18 protein-coding genes are annotated in these 19,018 nt (G+C 67.4%); 14 read left to right on the forward strand and 4 right to left on the reverse strand.

Annotated features, from left to right (window positions below; translation table 11 throughout):
• Nucleotides 1-41: 41 nt before the first annotated feature.
• Genes ASE48_RS01970 through ASE48_RS02010 form a run of 9 tightly spaced genes read left to right on the forward strand, consistent with a single transcriptional unit; the run spans nucleotide 42 to nucleotide 8,720 of the window.
• The gene (locus ASE48_RS01970; protein WP_057165309.1) at nucleotides 42-860 is read left to right on the forward strand and encodes a CbbQ/NirQ/NorQ/GpvN family protein; all 819 of its coding nucleotides are present in this window, start codon (nucleotides 42-44) and stop codon (nucleotides 858-860) included.
• Nucleotides 861-862: 2 nt separating this feature from the next.
• Nucleotides 863-1,975, forward strand: coding sequence for an ABC transporter substrate-binding protein (locus ASE48_RS01975; protein WP_057165310.1), 1,113 nt, complete (start codon nucleotides 863-865; stop codon nucleotides 1,973-1,975).
• Nucleotide 1,976: 1 nt separating this feature from the next.
• Entirely contained in the window at nucleotides 1,977-3,104 is a 1,128-nt protein-coding gene (locus ASE48_RS01980) for a spirocyclase AveC family protein (protein ID WP_057165311.1), read from the forward strand.
• Nucleotides 3,101-4,033: an SDR family oxidoreductase gene (locus tag ASE48_RS01985; RefSeq protein ID WP_057165579.1), complete on the forward strand. Its 933-nt coding sequence runs from the start codon at nucleotides 3,101-3,103 to the stop codon at nucleotides 4,031-4,033. Before ASE48_RS01980 ends, ASE48_RS01985 begins: the two co-directional genes overlap by 4 nt.
• A complete protein-coding gene (locus ASE48_RS01990) occupies nucleotides 4,026-5,507 on the forward strand; it encodes an aldehyde dehydrogenase family protein (protein ID WP_200962037.1) in 1,482 nt (493 codons plus the stop codon). Before ASE48_RS01985 ends, ASE48_RS01990 begins: the two co-directional genes overlap by 8 nt.
• Before the next feature lie 48 nt (nucleotides 5,508-5,555).
• A complete protein-coding gene (locus ASE48_RS01995; protein ID WP_057165312.1) occupies nucleotides 5,556-6,779 on the forward strand; it encodes a cytochrome P450 in 1,224 nt (407 codons plus the stop codon).
• 36 nt (nucleotides 6,780-6,815) lie between these two features.
• Nucleotides 6,816-7,235: a nuclear transport factor 2 family protein gene (locus tag ASE48_RS02000; protein WP_057165313.1), complete on the forward strand. Its 420-nt coding sequence runs from the start codon at nucleotides 6,816-6,818 to the stop codon at nucleotides 7,233-7,235.
• 4 nt (nucleotides 7,236-7,239) lie between these two features.
• A complete protein-coding gene (locus ASE48_RS02005; protein ID WP_057165314.1) occupies nucleotides 7,240-8,046 on the forward strand; it encodes an SDR family NAD(P)-dependent oxidoreductase in 807 nt (268 codons plus the stop codon).
• 20 nt (nucleotides 8,047-8,066) lie between these two features.
• Nucleotides 8,067-8,720: a nitroreductase family protein gene (locus ASE48_RS02010; RefSeq protein ID WP_057165315.1), complete on the forward strand. Its 654-nt coding sequence runs from the start codon at nucleotides 8,067-8,069 to the stop codon at nucleotides 8,718-8,720.
• On the opposite strand, the gene ASE48_RS02015 is transcribed toward ASE48_RS02010, so the two are convergent.
• Nucleotides 8,637-11,486: an MMPL/RND family transporter gene (locus ASE48_RS02015; RefSeq protein ID WP_057165316.1), complete on the reverse strand. Its 2,850-nt coding sequence runs from the start codon at nucleotides 11,484-11,486 to the stop codon at nucleotides 8,637-8,639. The two genes, ASE48_RS02010 and ASE48_RS02015, sit on opposite strands and share 84 nt — an antisense overlap.
• A 135-nt stretch (nucleotides 11,487-11,621) precedes the next feature.
• Between ASE48_RS02015 and ASE48_RS02020 the strand changes: the two genes are divergently transcribed.
• The 5 genes from ASE48_RS02020 to ASE48_RS02040 all read left to right on the forward strand — a co-directional run bounded on the left by ASE48_RS02020 (nucleotide 11,622) and on the right by ASE48_RS02040 (nucleotide 16,054).
• A complete protein-coding gene (locus tag ASE48_RS02020; RefSeq protein ID WP_057165317.1) occupies nucleotides 11,622-12,818 on the forward strand; it encodes a sensor histidine kinase in 1,197 nt (398 codons plus the stop codon).
• A gap of 36 nt (nucleotides 12,819-12,854) precedes the next feature.
• Nucleotides 12,855-13,505: a response regulator transcription factor gene (locus tag ASE48_RS02025; protein ID WP_057165581.1), complete on the forward strand. Its 651-nt coding sequence runs from the start codon at nucleotides 12,855-12,857 to the stop codon at nucleotides 13,503-13,505.
• 63 nt (nucleotides 13,506-13,568) lie between these two features.
• Nucleotides 13,569-14,381 carry an acyl-CoA thioesterase domain-containing protein gene (locus ASE48_RS02030; protein ID WP_057165318.1) on the forward strand — a complete coding sequence of 271 codons (813 nt, stop codon included), beginning with the start codon at nucleotides 13,569-13,571 and terminating at the stop codon, nucleotides 14,379-14,381.
• Nucleotides 14,353-15,168: an SGNH/GDSL hydrolase family protein gene (locus ASE48_RS02035; protein ID WP_057165319.1), complete on the forward strand. Its 816-nt coding sequence runs from the start codon at nucleotides 14,353-14,355 to the stop codon at nucleotides 15,166-15,168. The genes ASE48_RS02030 and ASE48_RS02035 overlap by 29 nt, the downstream gene beginning before the upstream one ends.
• Before the next feature lie 25 nt (nucleotides 15,169-15,193).
• On the forward strand, nucleotides 15,194-16,054 hold the full coding sequence (locus ASE48_RS02040) for an EamA family transporter (RefSeq protein WP_057165320.1): 861 nt from the start codon (nucleotides 15,194-15,196) through the stop codon (nucleotides 16,052-16,054).
• Nucleotides 16,055-16,058: 4 nt separating this feature from the next.
• Here ASE48_RS02040 and ASE48_RS02045 read toward each other — a convergent pair whose 3' ends face one another.
• The 3 genes from ASE48_RS02045 to ASE48_RS02055 are packed head-to-tail and all read right to left on the reverse strand — an operon-like array spanning nucleotide 16,059 to nucleotide 19,004.
• Nucleotides 16,059-16,913 (reverse strand): ABC transporter permease, encoded by an 855-nt coding sequence (locus ASE48_RS02045; RefSeq protein ID WP_057165321.1) that lies wholly within the window; start codon nucleotides 16,911-16,913, stop codon nucleotides 16,059-16,061.
• Entirely contained in the window at nucleotides 16,910-17,785 is an 876-nt protein-coding gene (locus ASE48_RS02050) for an ABC transporter permease (protein WP_057165322.1), read from the reverse strand. The genes ASE48_RS02045 and ASE48_RS02050 overlap by 4 nt, the downstream gene beginning before the upstream one ends.
• 31 nt (nucleotides 17,786-17,816) lie before the next feature.
• Nucleotides 17,817-19,004 carry a polyamine ABC transporter substrate-binding protein gene (locus ASE48_RS02055; RefSeq protein WP_057165323.1) on the reverse strand — a complete coding sequence of 396 codons (1,188 nt, stop codon included), beginning with the start codon at nucleotides 19,002-19,004 and terminating at the stop codon, nucleotides 17,817-17,819.
• Nucleotides 19,005-19,018 lie beyond the last annotated feature (14 nt).

The following is a 19,018-nucleotide window of genomic DNA, read 5'->3' on the forward strand; positions in this document are numbered from 1 at the left end:
CCGCGCTACAGTGATCGAACTTGGTTGCACGAGAGGACGATATGCATCCGGCTCAGCCGAGAACCACCACGCAACCCCGCCCGTACTACATATCGGTCGCCGACGAGGAGCTGGTCTTCAAAGCCGCCTACCGACAAGGGCTCTCCGTGGTCCTCAAGGGCCCGACCGGGTGCGGGAAGACACGATTCGTCGAGGCGATGGCGCACGACCTGGGGCGGCCGCTGATCACCGTGTCCTGTCACGACGATCTGACCACCGCCGACCTGGTGGGCCGCTTTCTGCTGCGCGAGGGAGAGACCGAGTGGGTCGACGGACCGCTGACCCGCGCCGTCCGGGAGGGCGCGATCTGCTATCTGGACGAGGTCGTGGAGGCGCGCCAGGACACCACTGTGGTGCTGCACCCGCTGGCCGACCACCGTCGCGAACTCCCGATCGACCGGCTGGGCATCACGCTCGACGCCGCCGCGGGCTTCTGCCTGGTGGTGTCCTACAACCCTGGCTACCAGAGTGTGCTCAAGGATCTCAAGGACTCGACCCGGCAACGCATGGTCGCCATCGAGTTCGGTTTTCCGGCACCCGATGTCGAGGAGAAGATCCTGTCCCAGGAATCCGGGGTCGACCACCGCCGCGCTGCCGATCTGGTGCGCCTCGGGCAGGCGATCCGGCGCCTGGAGACCGGCGGCCTGCGCGAGGTCGCGTCCACCCGGGTGCTCATCGCGGCGGGTCGGCTCATCGCCGAGGGGCTGACACCCCAGGTCGCTGCTCGCGCGGCGATCGCCGGTCCGCTCACCGATGACTCGACGGTGACACGAGGCCTGATCGAACTGATCGACGTATACCTTCCCGCGGACGGAGAATGAGCATGGGCTACGAGAGTTCGGCCGAACCGATCAAGGTCGGCTATCTGATGGATTTCACCCTGCCGGAAGCCTATCCGCAGGAGATGAGGGACGACTTCTTCCAGCCGTTTCAGCTGCTGTTCGACGAGGCACTGGCCGACGGCCGCATCGATCGCAAGATCGAGCTGGTCTACCGCGAGGTCGAGGGTCTGCCGAAGGGTGCGGTGAAAAAGGTCATCGACGCCTACGGTGAACTCGTCGACGAGGGGTGCCTCGCGGTGTTCGGCCCGCACATCACCGACAACGCGGTGCCCACCCGGGAGGCCATCGAAGAACGGTTCCGGGTACCCGCGCTGAGTGTCACCGGCAGCGACGACTGGCTGGGCGAGTGGACGTTCGCCTTCCCGCAGGGCTCACTCACCGACGAGCCCATCTTCTGGGCCGATCTGCTGGCCAAGGCCGGCCACACCGAGGTGGGGGTGCTCATCGAGTCCTCCCTTGTCGGAGAGACCTACCTGCGACATTTTCGCAGCGCCTGCCGGCGCAGGAACATCAGGATCGTGGCCGAGGCGACGATCGCGCAGACCGCCCAGAACGTGAACGAGGCCGTCGCCATCGTCCATCAGGCCAAGCCGAGCGCCCTGGTGCACTGCGGATTCGGCTTCGGCATCGTCTTCCTCAATGCGGTGCTCGCGGAGTTGGGCTGGGACCCGCCACGTTTCACCAGCACGGCGTTTCAGAACGCCTGGGTCAATCCGGTGATGTGGGAGGCCTTCATGGGCTGGACCGGTGTCGACCAGTACGACGAATCCAACCAGGTGGGCCAGCGATTCCTGGACCGCTACGAAAAAGCGTTCGGCCGCCGCCCCGAGTATTGCGTCCCGGTGGTGAACCACGATGTCGCCAACGCACTGCTGCACGCCGTCACCGACGCCCACCCCTTGAGTCCGCGAGGCGTCAAAGACGCACTGGAGCGGGTGAAGATGCTGCCCGCCGCCGCCGGTGCACCGGGAACCCGCGTCTCATTCGGCAACTGGACCCGGCGGGCCTGGATGGGCGCCGGGTACCTCGTCGCCCGCACCTTGGACGCCGACGGTGTGAACTCCCATCTCGTCGACCGCTTCGGGGAGGCCTGAGATGAGTACCGATCACATCGCACCGAGCACCGAGACACCGCCGCCCGCCACCCGCCGCTCTCCCTGGGGCACGGTGTGGATCGTCGCCGGGCTGCTGGGTATCGCGGTGATCGCGTATCACGCGCAGAGCGGCCCGACGTCGCCGCGGATCGCCAATCCGGACGTCGAGGGAAGACCACGTCCCGTCGACTTCCTGTTCGGTTTCGAGCACTGGATCGACCTGTGGCAGATCTTCACCATCTTCTCGGTGCCGGCGCTGTTGATCGCCTGCATCATCGCCTGGCGGCGCAATCCCGGCAGCCCCATCGTCATGATGGCCGCCATCACCACCCTGATCGTGTGGCAGGACCCGTACATGAACTGGGCCCCGTACGCGGTGTACAACCCCGAACTGTGGCACTGGCCGCCTGACTGGCCGTGGGTTTCGCTGTCGCCGACCATCGAGCCCTTCGTCGTCATCGGCTATGTCATGTTCCAGTTCGGGCCGTACTTCCCGGCGGTCTGGATCCTGCGAAAGATCCAGTCGCGCAAGCCCGTCACCGCCTTCGCCTGGCGGCACCCCCTGGTCAGCCTGGGCGTCCTGATCTTCGTCATCGGGTTCCTGTTCGACATGGTGCTCGAACTCACCCTGGTGCGCACCGGTCTCTACATCTACTCGCAGGTCATCCCGTTCGGCTCCATCTTCACCGGCAGCACCTTCCAGTTCCCGCTGCTGTGGGAATCGGTGATGGTGACGTTCGTGATGGTGCCGGCCGGCCTGCTCGTCTACCGCGACGACACCGGTCGGACGGTCGCCGAGAAGCTCGCGCAACGCTCGCGGCTGTTCCTCAACCGGCCCATGCTGGGCATGTTGGTGGTGATGTTCGTGATCATCAACGTCGCCTACTTCGCCTACGGGCTGGGTTTCACCTTGATCAGGATGTCCGGCGCGGCCACCTCGGTGGCCTGCCCGTGGCCGTATCCGGAAGCGAAAGTATATGACCCGCAGGGTTATTACGAGGAGAACGGCGCTCAGGGACCTTTCGCGGTGGGCATCATGTCCACCTGGATGACCGGCCAGCCCGACGGCAGACCAGCGGTCGTGCCGGGTTCCCGCGGTGACCGGTGCGCACCGGAGTCGGCCCGATGAGTGAGCCGCGAAGTGTCGTGATCACCGGCGCGTCCAGGGGGCTCGGGCTGGCATCGGCCGTGCACCTGTACCGGGCGGGATGGCAGGTTGTCGCCGCCATGCGGTCCCCGGACACCGGGATGCCGCGACTGCGCGAAGCCACCGGTGCCGCCGAAGGGGATCCGAGGCTGATCGGCGTGCCACTCGACCTCGTCGACGAAGCCTCCGTGACCGCGGCGGCCGCGCTGATCGAGGCCGCCGTCGGCGCGCCGTACGCTATCGTCAACAACGCAGGCATATCCGCCGCAGGCATGGTCGAAGAAACCCCGATGGAGCTGTGGGAGAGGATGTTCAGCACCCACGTGCTGGGCCCGGTGCTGCTGACCAAGACCTTGCTGCCGTCGATGCGGGCGGCCGGACGGGGCCGGATCATCCTGATCTCGAGCCAGGGTGGCGTGCGCGGAATGCCCTCCATCGCGGCCTATTCGGCGGCCAAGGGGGCGCTGGAGCGCTGGGGCGAATCGATGGCCGGGGAGGTCGCACCGTTCGGTATCGGCGTGACCATCCTGGTGACCGGCACCTATGACACCGACATCATCACCGATGCCGGCACCACCGACTGCCGGGATTTCGACGGCCCCTACGCGCGGCACCACGCGACCATCGACCGGCGCGGCCGGCTCGCCATGAAACTTGCCCGCCCGCCGGAGATCTTCGCTGCGGGCCTGGCAGGCGCCCTGGAGGGCACTGCTGCCTTTGTGCGGCGCCCCATCGGTCCGGACGCCCGGATGCTGCTGATAGCCAATCGGATTCTGCCCAGTGCCGGCGTGCATCACATGGCACGGCTGGCCATGGGTCTGCCAGGCCTGGGCGCCATGCGGTTCGCGCCCGCGCCGCCGCCCCCGCCCGCCGAAACACCTGCCGAGGAAGATGTGCGCGCACATGGTTGACACCACCGTCCGGCACGAAACCAGGATGCTGATCGACGGCAAGCTCGTCGAGGGCGGAGCGGGCGCATTCGTCAATGTGAACCCGGCCACCGAGGAGGTGATCGGTGAGGTCACCGACGCGTCGACGGCCGACATGCGCCGCGCCATCGACGCCGCCCGGCGGGCCTTCGATGATACCGACTGGTCGACCGACCACGTTCTGCGGCAACGGTGTCTGCTCCAGCTGCAGGAGGCGCTGGAAGCCGAGCGCGAGGAACTGCGCGAGGAACTGATCGCCGAGGTCGGTTGCCCGCGCTCGCTCACCTTCGGTCCGCAACTGGACGCGCCACTCAGCGATGCGCTCACCTACCCGGCCAAGCTCATCGACGAATACCCGTGGGAAACCTCGCTGGGTGACGCATTGGTGTCGGTCACCGGGGTGAACACCACCCGCAAGGTCTGGCGCGAACCGGTGGGGGTGGTGGGCGCGATCGTGCCGTGGAATTTCCCGTTCGAGGTCACCATTCAAAAGCTCGGGCAGGCACTGGCCACCGGGAACACCGTGATCCTCAAGCCCGCCCCGAACACGCCGTTCAACGCGACCCGCATCGGTCGGTTGATCGCCGAGCACACCGACATCCCGGCCGGTGTCGTCAACATCGTGACGGCCTCGGATCATCTTGTCGGCGAGGAGTTGACGCTCTCACCCAAGGTGGACCTGATCTCCTTCACCGGGTCCACCACGGTCGGTATGCGCATCATGGAAAAGGGTGCGGCCACCATGAAGCGGCTGTTCCTCGAACTCGGGGGCAAGTCGGCCACCATCGTGCTGGAGGATGCCGATTTCGCACTGGGTTGCATGATGGGCATCGCACCCTGCGTGCACGCCGGCCAGGGTTGTGCGAACCCGACCCGGCTGCTGCTGCCGCGCTCGCGCTACGACGAGGGCATCGAGATTCTCAAGGGCATCTATGCAGGGGTGCAACCCGGTGATCCGCAGGATGCCGCAACGCTGTGTGGTCCGGTGATCTCCGATCGGCAACGTGCCCGCATCCGCGGCTATATCGAGCAGGGTGTGGCCGACGGGGCACGCCTGGTGGTCGGTGGCTCCGAGCAGCCCGACGGCTTGGACAAAGGATTCTTCGTCAAGCCAACGCTTTTCGCCGATGTCGACAACTCGATGACGATCGCGCAGGAAGAGATCTTCGGACCTGTGCTCTCGGTGATCGCCTACGAGGACGAGGACGATGCGGTACGCATCGCCAACGACAGCCCGTATGGGTTGGCAGGCAACATCATGTCCGGATCGCTGGATCACGCACTGGCGGTGGCCAAGCGGCTGCGCGCTGGGTTCATCGGGATCAACGGCACCGCGGGGTACGGAGCGGACACCCCGTTCGGCGGCTACAAGAACAGCGGGGTCGGCCGGCAGAACGGCACAGCCGGCTTCGATCAGTACACCGAGATCAAATCCATCGCCTACCCGGCCCAGTGACCCCAAGTCGCTTCGCTCCCGCCCGCCGCATAGAAGGAGTTCGACACCGTGGAACAACTTTTCGACGACCTGGAGGACTTCGGTTCCTTCGACGACGCCATCTCCGGTGACGTGCGCGACCCCTACACCGAAATGGCCCGACTCCGCCGGGAGGAGCCGGTACAGCGGCTGGAGACCTCCGGGATGCTGCCGCACGAGGAGTCGCTGCCGATGTTCATCGTGTACCGGCACGAGGAGATCCAGCAGATGCTGCGCGACAACGAGACGTTCTCCTCGGCCGGCGTCATCGCAGCCTTCGGCCCGGTACTGGGGGAGCGGGTGATGCTCGGCATGGACGAACCGGTGCACGGCCGGTTGCGGGCACTGGTGCAGAAGGCCTTCACCCAGAAGTCGCTGGCGCGCTGGGAAGACGAACTGGTCGGTCGGGTCGGTAACGCGCTGATCGACAAGTTCGAGGCGAACGGCAAGGCAGATCTGGTGAAGGAGTTCACCTTCGACTATCCCAGCCAGATCATCGCCGGGCTGCTGGGGCTGCCGGAGGAGGACTTCCCACAGTTCCAGCGGTGGTCCATCTCGCTGCTGAGCTGGCTGATGAACCCGGAGCGTGGACTCGCGGCGTCGGCGGCGCTGTGTGACTATTTCGCCCCTATCCTGGCGGCCCGTCGCGCGGAACCCAAGGACGATCTGATCAGTGCATTGGCTGCTGCCGAAATCGACGGGAACAAGCTCGAAGACGAGGAGATCTTCTCGTTCCTGCGCCTGCTGCTCCCGGCCGGCGTCGAGACGACGTATCGGTCGCTGGGCAGTCTGCTGTTCGCGCTGCTCTCCGATCCCGCTCAGCTGGAGGCGATCCGCGCCGACCGCACCCTGCTGCCGCAGGCCATCGAGGAGGGCGTGCGCTGGGAGTCACCGCTGCTCACCATCACCCGGGTGGCGACCCGCGACACCGAACTCGGTGGCGTGCAGATCCCGGCGGGTGCGACGGTGATGCCGATGCTGGGCGCGGCGAACCGCCAGGACGACCGGTACCCGAACCCGGACACCTTCGACATCTTCCGGAAGCAGAAGGCAAACGTGGGCTGGGGCTACGGCGTGCACGTGTGCCTGGGCATGCACCTGGCCCGCCTGGAGATGCGGACGGCCATCAACCTGTTGCTGGATCGGCTACCGAATCTGCGTCTGGATCCCGACGGGGGAGATCCACACATCCGCGGCCAGGTGTTCCGTTCGCCGACCGCGTTGCCGGTGCTCTTCGATCCGGTCAGCCCGTAACGTCAGGGTGCACGTCCACCCGAACGGAGATCCCCGATGACGGACTCACCCGCATACCGCGACCGCGCCGATATCACCGAAGTGCTGCTGCGCTATGCCACCGGGATCGATCGCCGGGACTGGGACACCTTTCGTGCGGCCTTCACCGAGGACTGTGTGCTCGACTACGGCGAGATCGGTAGCTTCACCGGGGTCGAGGCCGTCACCGAGTTCATGGATCAGTCGCACGCGATGGCCGGCCACACCATGCACCGGCTCAGCAATATCGTCATCACCCTCGACGGTGACCGCGCGGCGGCCCGCACCTATGTCGACGGGCTGATCCTGGCGCCCGACAACGCCTCCGGGGTCAGTGCCGTCGGCATCTACGATGACGACCTCATCCGCGCGGACCACGGCTGGCGGATCGCCCGGCGGGTGTTCACCGCCGTCCGGATCACCACGGTCGGTGGTTGATTCGATGTTCGCCGACACGTACGGCCCGTGGGCACTGGTGGCGGGAGCGTCCGACGGGGTGGGTGCCGCCCTCGCCGACGGCCTGGCGGAACGCGGCGTCAACGTGGTGCTGCTGGCCCGCCGTCAGGCCCTGCTCGACGAGGTCGCCGAAGGAATCGAAAGCCGCCACGGAGTTCAGGCCCGCACGCTGGCCATCGATCTCGCCGCCGACACCGCGGCAGCGCAGATCGCGGCCGCCACCGGCGACCTGCAGATCGGATTCCTCGGGTACTGCGCAGGCGCCGATCCCGACTACGAACCGTTCCTGGCCAGTCCGCTGGCGGCCGCCGACGCGATGGTGCAACGCAACTGCGTCGCGCCGATGCGGTTGTGCCACCATTTCGCCGCGCCCATGGTGGCCCGCGGCCGCGGCGGCATCGTGCTGTTCGGATCGGGAGCCGGATTCGCCGGTGCCCCCAACATGGTCGCGTACGGCGCCTCCAAGGCCTTCGACATGGTGTTCGCCGAGGCGCTCTGGGCCGAACTGCGCGACACGGGCGTCGACGTCATCGGGCTGATTCTCGGCAAGACCGACACCCCGGCGCTGCGCACCCTTGAACACAAGCGGGGAGTACTGCCGTCAACGCGATCCCACCCCGCCGATGCGGCCACCGCCGAAGACGTGGTGGCCGAGGCATTCGACAACCTGAACAACGGTCCGACCGTGCTGGTCGGCGACGTGATGAAGGCGGCTGCTCAGCTACTGGGAACCCTGACCCGCAGGCAGGCCGTGGAACTGCTGACCGCGGCAGGCGCCGCCACGATGGGCTGAGCGCACGCTAGGGTGCCGACATGGCAACTGCGAGCAGTGACATCTGGGAGGTGCTGTCGACGGCGCGGACCATCCGGCGTTTCACGGACGAACCCGTGGACGACGCGACGCTGGCACGCTGCCTGGAGGCCGCGACCTGGGCACCGTCCGGCGCGAACGCGCAGGCATGGCGGTTCGTCGTGCTGCGTTCACCCGAGCAACGGGCCGTGGTGGCCGAAGCCGCCCGGCATGCGCTGTCGGTCATCGAACCGGTCTACGGCATGAGCAGGCCGACCGATCAGGAAACCGACCTGGTGGCGCGTAACAATCGGGCCACCTACGAACTGCACGACCGGGCCGAGGAGTTCACCTCGGTGCTGTTCGTCCAGAAGCGCTTTCCCACCGCGTCGGACCTGCTGCTGGGCGGGTCCATCTTCCCGGCGATGCAGAACTTCCTGTTGGCTGCCCGCGCACAGGGTCTCGGTGCCTGCCTGACGAGCTGGGCGTCCTACGGCGGCGAGGCCCTGCTGCGCGACGCCGTCGGCGTCCCCGACGACTGGATGCTCGGCGGGCATATCGTCATCGGCTGGCCCAAGGGCAGGCACGGAAGGCTACGACGCCGCCCGCTCACCCACGCGGTCAACCTGGACCACTGGGACGAACCCGCCGACCACCTGCTCGTCACCGCGACCTAGCCAGGGCCGGCGCGGCCACCAGAACCAGCGGCCCAGCAGCACCATCACCGTGGGCAACACGAAGGTGCGGACGATCATGGTGTCGATGAGCAGTCCCACACCGATGGTGAGTCCGATCTGGGCGATGCTGAGCACGCTGCTGCCCAGCAGTGCCAGCATCGTGATGCCGAAGATCACCCCCGCGGTGGTCACCACGCCGCCGGTGGCGCCGAACGCGCGGATGATGCCGGTGCGCAACTTGTCGGTGTGCGTCTCTTCGCGAATGCGCATGGCCAGCAACAGGTTGTAGTCCGCGCCCACGGCGATCAGCGCGATGAATGCGATAGGTCCTACCGCCCAGTGCAATTCGAGTCCCAGCAGGTGCTGCCAGATGAGCACGCTCGCGCCGAGGGCCGCCGCGTAGGACAACGCCACGGTGCCGACCACCACCAGGCCGGCCACCGGGCTGCGCAGCAGCAGCGCGACGATCGCGAAGATCAGTGCCAGCGTCGCGATCACGAGCAACCGGGTGTCCCCGGCGACCATCTGCTGCAAATCCAGGGTGGCGGGCCCGACGCCGGCCAGATGAACGTCCACCGGTCGCAGGGTTCCCTCCTTGGTCGCCTCGGTCACCGCCGATTCGATCGCCGCGGTGCGGGCCGCCCCGGCAGCGCCCCATTCCGTGCCCGTCCCGTACACCAGCAGATAGAAGGCCCGCCCGTCCGGCGCGATCAGCCTGTCCAGGGCCGCCGCCATCCGCGGATCGGCCAGGGCGCGCTGGGGCGCGTAGAACCCGCCGGCCGCGCTGCCCTCGAAAGACGCCGCCGCCTCGCGCAGGTAACCGGTGAAGTCGTTGAGCTGCGGGCCCACCGCACCCAGCTGGGATGTGGTGTCGGCCATGGCCGCACGGGCCCGGGTCAGGGCCGCCGTCATGGTGTCGATATCGACGGGCACCCCGCCGAGAGCGTCAGTGGCGGTGACGGAGCCGCTCGTGAGCTTGTGCACTCCTGCTGTCAGCGCCGCGGTCCCGGCGACCACCTCGTCGACCGGTGTCACGATCTGCTGCACGACGGCGCAGATCGGGTTGGCCGGGCAGTGCGGTGTCGATGCGACGAACCCGCGCAACGGGTCCAGCCGGCCCGCTGCCGTCTCGGCGGTGGACTGCAGATCCGAGGTGCCGCGCTGCATATCGGCCGCAGCCAAGGACACCTCGCCAAGACCCGCCGCGCTGCCCTGCAGCCCGTCCCGAAGGCCGGACAGCGCGCCGGCCATGTCGTCGAGGACCGCCTGCAGCTCGTCGAGTCCGTTCAACTGCTCATCGAGGTCACCGACACTGCCCGCGAGTTCGTCACCGATACGGCCGATCTGGCCTGCCAGCGTGGTCTCCTCCGGCACGATGCCCGCCGGCCTGCTGGGGGACTGCACCACCCGCACACCCGGTATCCCCATCACCGCGCGGGTGACGCGCTCGACGGCGATGAGGCCGGCCGGCGTACGCACATCGTGATCGGTCTGCACGGCGACCACGGCCGGCAACAGATGGTTGTCCTCGAAATGCCTTTCGGCTGCGGCGTATCCGAGGTTCGACCCGGTATCGGCGGGTGTCGCGACCGGTTCGTTCCAGCCGTTGCGGATCCCGGCCGCCGGCAATGCCAGCAGCGCCAGCGCGGCCAGTGCGGTGACCAGAATCGGTGCCGGCCAGCGGGTCAGGGCGGCACCGACCCGGCGCCAGCGCCGGCCGGTGCGGGTGGGCTTGGGCGCCAGCATGCCGACGCCGCCGGCGAGGCTAATCAGTGCCGGTGTCAGTGACAGGGATGCCACCATCACCACCAGAATCCCGATCGCAGAGGGTATTCCGGCGCTGCGGAACATGCCGACCTCGGCGAAGCCCAGACACGCCAGTGCGGTGGCGACGGTCAGTGCCGATCCGGCTATCACCGGAGCCACTGCGCGCTGAGCTGCGATGAGCGCGCGGGTCGAATCCAGCCCGTTGCGCAGGCCTTCCTGAAACCGGCCGATCAGGAAGATTGCGTAATCGGTGCCCGCGCCGAGCATCATGGCCGCCACCAACGCCACCGAGAACAACGACACCTCGATCACACCGGAACCGCCCAGCGCCGCGGCGATCGGCCGCGCGACGCCCAGTGCCAATCCCACCGAGAACAACGGGATGAACGCCGCAGCGAGGGAGCGGTAGACCACGAGCAACAGCAACAGGATGAGCCCGACGGTGGCCGCCGTGATCATCAGCATCTGCCGGTCGATCGCGGTGAATTCGTCGACGATCGTCGCGCCCGGCCCGGTGACGAACGCCTGCAGGCCGGCCGGCGGATTCGCGGCGTCAACGGCGGCGCGGACCGCATGTACCGCTTCGGCTGCCGGCGTGGTGCCCAGCACCCCGGCAAGCCGCAGCATCATCGTGACCGCCCGCCCGTCGGCGCTGACGGCGAACGATTCGGTCAGTGGGTCCGACCAGAGGTCGGTGACGGTGCGGACATGCGCGGTATCGGCGCGCAGTGCGGCGACAAGCCGGTCGTAGTAGTCGCGGTCTGCACCGCCGAGCGGACCGCCGGTACGCTCCAGCACCACATAGTTGAGGTTGTTGTCGGTCGACGCCCCGAACAGTTCCGCCGACCGCACGGCCGCCACCGAACTCGGCGCGCCCGCCGGCATGAACGATCGGGCGTGCTCGTGCACCACCGTCTCCAGCTGTGGTATCGCAAGATTCGCCGCGCCCGCGAGGGCGAGCCACAGCCCGACGATCAACACCGCTGCACGCCACCCCATGAAGGAAACGCTAGGGACAGCGGCGCCCCCACCGCGTCATGCCGGCGGCCCATACCGCGCCTCCTACCGTGGGAGGAGCGTCAACCCGCCCGCAGCATGATGGTTTTGGTGGTGTTTCGGACCTACCATTGGCCGATGCGCTTCGCCGTGCCCGAATTCCTGCGTACGCGTTTCGCGCGGCACGGTGAGCTCAACGAGCTCGGTTGGAGCTGGGTGTTCGTCGTCACCACCGATACCGCACTGGCATTGATCGCCGTGGTGTCGACGCTGCAGCGCCCCGCCTCCGACCATCTGGTCGCGGTGCCGGTGGGCATCATGGTCGCGATGTGCCCGCTGGTCGTCTTCTTTGCTGCCGGGGCCTCGTTCAACCCGTTGCTCATCTGGGGTGCCTGGTCCGGTGCCGCGGCGATCTTCCTGTTCGGGACGTCGACCCCGATCGAGTTCGATTTCGCCCCGCTGATCCTGGTGCTCATGGTGGGTGTGGTGGGGGCGATGACACCGCTGGCCGGCAGCCTGGCCGCGACCGGGTCGGCGGCCGCCATGTTGGCTGTTGCGGCCGCGTCCCACCGGCTCGACGGTGTCTGGCTGTATCTGAGCGTGCTGGGCATGGGCTGGCTGGTGGGGTATCTGATGCGGATTCAGCAGCAGCTGATCGTCGCGCAGCGCGACGCCCAGGAAGCGCTCTCCGAGCACGCCGCCGCCGACGAGCGGCGCCGGATCGCGCGCGAGGTGCATGACGTCATCGCGCATTCGCTGTCGGTCACGCTGCTGCACCTCACCGGTGCACGGCGGGCACTGCAGGAGGATCGCGATATCGATGACGCCGTCGACGCGCTGGAGGACGCCGAGAAACTCGGCCGTGAGGCAATGGCCGATATCCGGCGCACCGTCGGGCTGCTCGACGTCGCGCCCATGAAAATCGCACCCGAACCCGGCGTCGAGGACATTGCCCGGCTCAGCGACGATTTCGCCCGCGCCGGCCTGGCCGTGACACTGCGCACCGAGGGGTCGACCACCCGTATCTCCCCGGCGGTCGGCCTGGCGCTGTACCGGATCGCGCAGGAATCGCTGGCCAATGTCGCCAAGCACGCCCCGGAATCACGCTCGACGGTCACCCTGGCGGTCATCGGGGACCATGCCGAGCTCTCGGTCCGCAACGAGATGCCGGTGGCCGTCTCGGCGAGCCGTCGCCGCGCGCCCGATGGCCGCGGTGTCCGCGGTATGCGGCAGCGCGTCGAATTGCTGGGCGGTGTCATCGATATCGGCCCGACCCGCGAGGGGTGGACGGTGCACGCGGAGCTACCGCTGGGCGAATCCCGCTGCGGGGGCTGAGCGGTGGGATACCGGGGCGAGCGCAGCGACGGGGGATTGAGCGATATCGCGGTACTGCTCGTCGACGACCAGGATCTGGTGCGTTCCGGGTTGCGCCGGATCCTGCGCCGCAAGGACGGATTCGTGGTCGTCGCCGAATGTTCGGACGGTGACGAGGTACTCGACGCGCTGGCCGAGCAGTCCGTCGACGTGGTGGTGATGGATCTGCGGATGAAACGGGTCGACGGTATCGAGGCCACCCGGCGACTCGCCGAGGCGGGCGGACCGCCGGTCCTGGCGTTGACCACCTTCAACGAGGACGATCTGCTGTCCGGGGTGCTGCGGGCCGGTGCGGCGGGTTTCGTGCTCAAGGATTCCTCGGCCGAGGAGCTCATCCGGGCCGTCCGGGCCGTCGCCCACGGCGACAGCTATCTGGATCCGGCAGTCACCGCCAGGGTCCTCAACACCTACCGCAAGTCCGCCGAGGGCCGGCACCAGGTTCAGGTCAGCGAGCTCACCGGGCGCGAACTGGATGTGCTGACGCTGATCGGACGAGGCCACACGAACGCCGAGATCGCCGCGGAACTGTTCATCTCCGGTGTGACGGTGAAGAGCCATATCGGGCGCATCTTCGACAAGCTCCGGCTGCGGGACCGCGCCGCCGCGATCGTCTATGCCTACGACCACGGCATCGTCGCTCCCCAGTAGCGGCCGCCGGTCCCAAGTGGGCATGGCCGCAAGACCCGGCAGACACTGTGCGACGATGCGGAAATGAGTGCGCGTCCGTTCCATTTCACCCAGACCGAGCACGACACCTACGCGCCCAGCACGTACGCGCAGAGTCACTGGGGTCCCGACCACCTCAACGGCCCGGCCCTGGTCGGGCTGGTCGCACGCGCGCTGGAGACCGGCTTCGGTGATCCGGAGTTCCTGCCGTCGCGGCTCACCGTCGACCTGTTCAAGGCGGCCCGCGGGGTTCCGACGATCACCAAACTGACCCTGGTGCGCGACGGCCGGCGGGTGCGCAACGCGGAATGCGAACTGATCCAGGACGGTGTGACGGTGGTGCGGGCGACGCTGGTCCAGTACCGGCTCTCGGCACCGCCGCGGGGCACCGAATGGGTCTCGCCCGCCGAGTTCGTCGGCCCGCCCGATCGCGACGAGAGCCGCGGTATCGGGATCGGTAGTGACGAGATCGGCTGGACGGGCGCCATCGCCGATCACCAGAATGCGTCCCGCAAACGCTTCCTCAATCGCACCATCGACGTCGTCGACGGTTACCGCAACACGCCGTTCGTGCGGGCCGCCATGGCTGCCGAGGGGACCAGCCTCGTCACCAATCTGGGTACCGCGGGCGTCGGGTACATCAACGGTGATCTGACGGTCGCGCTGGCCCGGCTGCCGCGCGACGAGTGGATCGGCGTGCAGGCCGACTCCCATTGGGCTGCCGACGGAATCGCGGTCGGGACCTCGACACTGTTCGACAGCGAGGGCGCCATCGGTTCCGGGATGGTCACCGCCGTGAGCAACCCGGACGCACAGATCGACTTCCGCAATGATCCGTTCCCCGACCGCACCCGCTGATCGCGCCGCGGCGCTGGTTCTTGCCGTCACGCTGGCCGTGACCGGCTGTGGTTCCGGCCCGGCCGCACCCGCCACCGACCCGATCTATTACGTGTCCATCGGGGACTCCTATGCCACCGGTGACGGTCCGAACGGCACGTCCCGTGACGGGTTCGCATATCTGACCGAAGAGGCCCTGCAGCACAACGACAATCCGGGATGGCGGCTGATCAACTTCGGCTGCTCGGGAGCCACCGCCCAGCAGATTGCCCGTCGGTCCGGCTGCGATGCCGGTGCCCGGGCGCAGGACGGCCCCGAATATCCCGATCTGTCACAGGCGGACGCGGCCGCCCGTTTCGTCGCCGAGCATCGCGATCAGGTGGGTCTGGTGACCGTGGTCGCCGGAGGTAACGATGTCGCGCCCTGTATCGCCGAGGCGGCATCTGGCGGCGCACCCGCCTGCGCCGAGTCCGCCAGCGCATCCGCTGCGTCCGCCCTCGACGACATGCTGGGCAAGCTCGGGGGAGTGCTCGACGCCGGCGTTCCGGTGGTCGGCGTGTCCTACCTGAACGTGTTCCTCGCCGGCGAGCACGCCGATATCGCGGCCACTGTCTTCGACGAGAAGTTCAATCCGGCCTTGCGGCAGACGTATTCGCGGTCCGGCGCGCTGTTCGCCGACTCTCCGGTCGGCTCCGCGGCCGACGTGTGCGCGCTGAGCTACTGGTGCAGCGATCACGATGTGCACCCCAACCGCGCCGGACACCAGCGGATCGCCGATCAGATCCTGGGAAAACTCGTGGACAGCTGACCGCGGGGCACCGTTGAATGCAGTGATGGTGACGAACGGAGCACGCAGCGGTGCGTTCATGGCCGTTGCTGCGATGTGTTCGGTGCAGTTGGGCGCCGCCATCGCGGTGGGGCTGATCGACGATATCGGCGCGGTGGGCGCGGCCTGGCTGCGCCTGTTCTGGGCGGGGATCCTGCTGCTGATCATCGTCCGTCCGCGGCCGTCGTCGTTCACCCGCTCCGCGTTCGTCGCCGCCGCGCTGCTCGGAGTCGTGACCGCGGGCATCACCGTGCTGTTCATGATGTCGGTGGAACGCATCCCGCTGGGTACCGCCAGCGCGCTGGAGTTCCTCGGGCCGCTCGGTGTCGCTGTGCTGCGCGGCTCGGGTCGTCACCGCTTCGTCTGGCCGGGCCTCGCCGCGATCGGCGTGCTGCTCCTGACCGAGCCGTGGTCGGGCAGTTTCGACCCGCTCGGGGTGGGTTACGCGCTGAGCGCCGGATTATGCTGGGGCGCCTATATTCTGCTGACCCAGCGCGTCGGCGAGCAGCTCACCGGGCTCAACGGGCTCGCGGTGTCGATGCCGGTTGCCGCCCTGGTCGCCTCGGCGGTCGCGGGCCCGGCGGTGTTCACCGCGATGACCCCGCAGCTGTGGCTGATCGGCATCGGCCTGGCCATCCTGCTGCCGGTCGTCCCGTTCGCCCTGGAACTGCTGTCGTTACGGCGACTGACCGCGGCAGCGTTCGGCACCCTGATGAGCCTGGAGCCCGGCTTCGCCATGTTGATGGGATGGCTGATCCTGCACCAGGTTCCCGCGCTCATCGGCCTGCTCGGCCTCGGCTTCGTCGTCGCCGCCGGTATCGGGGCCGCGCGCCACGGGGCGCGCGAACCCATCACCGCACCGGTCTGACCGCCTAGATGACGACCTTCTTGCGGCGGTACAGGGTGCCTGCCGCCAGCAGCAGCAGGCTGACCACCAGGATTGCCGTGGCCAGCACGTTGATCTGCGGTGGCACAGCGGCTTTGACCGCCGCGTTGACGTACAGCGGATAGGTGACGGTGGATCCGCTGACGAAGTAGGTGACGATGAAATCGTCGAGTGACAACGCGAACGACAGCATGCCCGCCGCCACGATGCCCGGCACGATCAGCGGCAGCGTCACCTTGAAGAACGTCCGGGTCGGGTTGGCGCCCAGATCCAGCGACGCATCCTCCAATGTCCAGTCGAAACCGCGCACCCGGGCCCGCACCGTCATCGCGATGAAACTGACCTCGAAGGCGACGTGTGCGATCAGGATGGTGGTGTAGCCGGCGGCCCAGCCGAAGTCCAGGAACAACGTCAGCAGCGAGGCCCCCATCACCACCTCGGGAGCGGTCAGCGGCAGGATCATGAACGTGTCCACCGCCCGGTACCCGCGGAAACGCTGGCGCACCAGGGCGATCGCCAGCAACGTGCCCAGCACCAGCGCGATGAGCGTGGACACCAAGGCGATGTTGAGGCTGAGTTTCAGCGCCTCGGTGAGCGCCGGGTACTTGAACGGGTCGGCCCAGTTGTCCAGGGTGAAGCCCTGCCAGGTGTAGTTGAACTTGCCCGCCGGATCGTTGAACGAGAACAGCACGATCACCAGGATCGGCATGAACAGGTACAGCAGTACCAGTCCGGCCACGATGCGCAGTGAGACGTCGCCCCACTTCGGCCGGGTCCGAACGCGTTTCGGCGCCGCCGGCCGCTCGGCAACGCGCTTCGGCGTCGCCCCGATCGCGGTCATACGAGGTCCTCCGTACCCAGCGCCCGGGTGTACATCAGCACCCCGACCAGAATGAGACCCATCAGCCCCAGGCTCAGCGCGGCGGCAGCGGGGTAGTCCTTGACCACCAGGAACTGTTTCTGGATCACGTTGCCGATCATCGTGGTCTGGGTACTGCCCAGGTAGTCGGCGTTGATGAAATCACCGACCGCGGGGATGAACACCAGCAGGCTGCCCGCGAGCAGGCCCGGCAGCGCCAGCGGGAAGATCACCTTCCGGAAACTGCGGGTGCCACCGGAATACAGGTCGCGGGCGGCCTCCAGCAGCCGCGGATCGATCTTCTCCAGGCTGACGTACAGCGGCAGGATCATGAAGATGATCCAGTTGTAGGTCAGCCCGCCGATCACCGCCCAGCTCGTCGAGAGCAGCCGGCCCTCCTCCGGAAGCAACCCGATCGTGCCCAGTGCGCTGACCACCCAGCCCTCGTCGGCGAGGATCGTCTTCCAGGCGATGGTGCGGATCAGGAATGTCACGAAGAACGGCAGGATCACCAACCCGAGGATCAGGTTCTTGAACCGGCCGGCCTTGAACGCGATCACATAGGCCAGCGGGAACGCCAACAGCATGCACAGCACGGTCGCCGCCGCCGCATAACCGAACGACCGCAGGATGGGGTCCTGGTAGAGCCTGAACGCATCGACGAAGTTCGCGAAGTTCCAGTCGAACGTCAGTGTCGGCAGGTACACCGAACCGCCCGATGAGGACAGCGATGTCCGGGCCAACGAGAAGAACGGCACCACGAAGAACACTGCGAGATAAGCCAGCGCGGGCAAGATCATCAGGTACGGGGCGATCTTGCTCCGCTGCCGGCTGCTGGCTGCGACTCCAGCCATTTATGCTCCCTGCGTTCGCTGTGCCATCGACCTAGCCACCGGTGACGGCGGCGTACAGGGTGTTGAACTCCAGGGTCTGCTCATCGGTGAGCGCAGCCCACGACTTCAGGTTCGCCTGCACCTCGGGAGACGGATTGATCAGCGGATTCTCCGCCGATGCCGGATCGACCTTGGCGAGTTCGTCGGTCATGTCCGAGAGCGCAGGCACGAACTGGGTGAAGGCGACCAGCTTCGCGTAGTTGGCCCGGTCGTAGACGTAGTCGATCCACGCCTCGGCGGCCTTCTGGTTCTGCGTGGTGTACGGGATCACCATGGTGTCGATGAACCAGTCGCCACCGGATTCGGGAACGATGAACTGCAGATCGGGATTGTCGGCCTGCAGCTGCACGACGTCACCCGAATATGCCTGTGCGACAGCGATATTGCCGGCCGCCAGATCGTCGGCGTAGTCGTTGCCGGTGAAGCGGCGGATCTGCCCCTTGTCCTTCTGCTCGCGGACCAGATTCACCGCCTGGGTGATGGATTCCGTCGTCGGGTCCTCCGGGGAGTTGCCCTGGGACAGCATGATCATGCCGAGGCCGTCCTGGACGTCGGAGAACAGGCTGACCCGGCCCTTGAACGCCGGATCCCACAGGTCGTCGATAGTTCTGATGTCGCGCCCGGTGGCCGCCCTGTTGTAGGCAAGGCCCACCATGCCCGTCATGTACGGCGCGGTGAACTTGCGGCCCTCATCGACCTTGGAGTCCAACAGATCCTGTCGCAGATTCTTGCGGTTGGGCACGCCGGCGTCGCTGATCTCGTTCAGCCAGCCAAGACCCTTGACGCGGGCGGCCATGAACTCGGTGGGAACCACCAGGTCGGCGCCGATGTCCTGCTTGCGCGACAGCGGTTCCTTCACCTTGGCGAACCACTGCTCGTTGTCGTTGAAGTCTTCCTTGTAGTCGACGGTCAGACCCGATGCCGTCTGGAACGCGGCGATGAAACCGTCGGCCATGTAGAGCGGCCAGTTCGACACGCGCAGTGTGCCACTGGCGGGTCCACCGTCATCCTGAGTGCTCGACGAACCGGTGCTGCTGCTGTCGGATCCGCACGCGGCGAGGAACGAGGAGCCAAGGATCGCCGCCGCGGCCGTGGCGGCGCTGCCGCCGATGAACCGTCGCCGGCTGGTGCGGTTGGCAGCCAGTCGGGACAGTAGCCGGGGATCGATCTCGTTGGACATGCGGTGCCTTTCGT

Origin of the sequence: Mycobacterium sp. Root265, from assembly GCF_001428895.1 — a bacterium.
Taxonomy (GTDB): domain Bacteria; phylum Actinomycetota; class Actinomycetes; order Mycobacteriales; family Mycobacteriaceae; genus Mycobacterium.

What these genes read in the sequence shown, in the direction of transcription:
- ASE48_RS01970 (WP_057165309.1), top strand. Translation starts at nt 42, where the DNA reads ATGCATCCGGCTCAGCCGAGAACCACCACGCAACCCCGCCCGTACTAC.
- ASE48_RS01975 (WP_057165310.1), top strand. Translation starts at nt 863, where the DNA reads ATGGGCTACGAGAGTTCGGCCGAACCGATCAAGGTCGGCTATCTGATG.
- ASE48_RS01980 (WP_057165311.1), top strand. Translation starts at nt 1,977, where the DNA reads ATGAGTACCGATCACATCGCACCGAGCACCGAGACACCGCCGCCCGCC.
- ASE48_RS01985 (WP_057165579.1), top strand. Translation starts at nt 3,101, where the DNA reads ATGAGTGAGCCGCGAAGTGTCGTGATCACCGGCGCGTCCAGGGGGCTC.
- ASE48_RS01990 (WP_200962037.1), top strand. Translation starts at nt 4,026, where the DNA reads ATGGTTGACACCACCGTCCGGCACGAAACCAGGATGCTGATCGACGGC.
- ASE48_RS02000 (WP_057165313.1), top strand. Translation starts at nt 6,816, where the DNA reads ATGACGGACTCACCCGCATACCGCGACCGCGCCGATATCACCGAAGTG.
- ASE48_RS02005 (WP_057165314.1), top strand. Translation starts at nt 7,240, where the DNA reads ATGTTCGCCGACACGTACGGCCCGTGGGCACTGGTGGCGGGAGCGTCC.
- ASE48_RS02010 (WP_057165315.1), top strand. Translation starts at nt 8,067, where the DNA reads ATGGCAACTGCGAGCAGTGACATCTGGGAGGTGCTGTCGACGGCGCGG.
- ASE48_RS02015 (WP_057165316.1), bottom strand. Translation starts at nt 11,486, where the DNA reads ATGGGGTGGCGTGCAGCGGTGTTGATCGTCGGGCTGTGGCTCGCCCTC.
- ASE48_RS02020 (WP_057165317.1), top strand. Translation starts at nt 11,622, where the DNA reads ATGCGCTTCGCCGTGCCCGAATTCCTGCGTACGCGTTTCGCGCGGCAC.
- ASE48_RS02030 (WP_057165318.1), top strand. Translation starts at nt 13,569, where the DNA reads ATGAGTGCGCGTCCGTTCCATTTCACCCAGACCGAGCACGACACCTAC.
- ASE48_RS02035 (WP_057165319.1), top strand. Translation starts at nt 14,353, where the DNA reads ATGATCCGTTCCCCGACCGCACCCGCTGATCGCGCCGCGGCGCTGGTT.
- ASE48_RS02040 (WP_057165320.1), top strand. Translation starts at nt 15,194, where the DNA reads ATGGTGACGAACGGAGCACGCAGCGGTGCGTTCATGGCCGTTGCTGCG.
- ASE48_RS02045 (WP_057165321.1), bottom strand. Translation starts at nt 16,913, where the DNA reads ATGACCGCGATCGGGGCGACGCCGAAGCGCGTTGCCGAGCGGCCGGCG.
- ASE48_RS02050 (WP_057165322.1), bottom strand. Translation starts at nt 17,785, where the DNA reads ATGGCTGGAGTCGCAGCCAGCAGCCGGCAGCGGAGCAAGATCGCCCCG.
- ASE48_RS02055 (WP_057165323.1), bottom strand. Translation starts at nt 19,004, where the DNA reads ATGTCCAACGAGATCGATCCCCGGCTACTGTCCCGACTGGCTGCCAAC.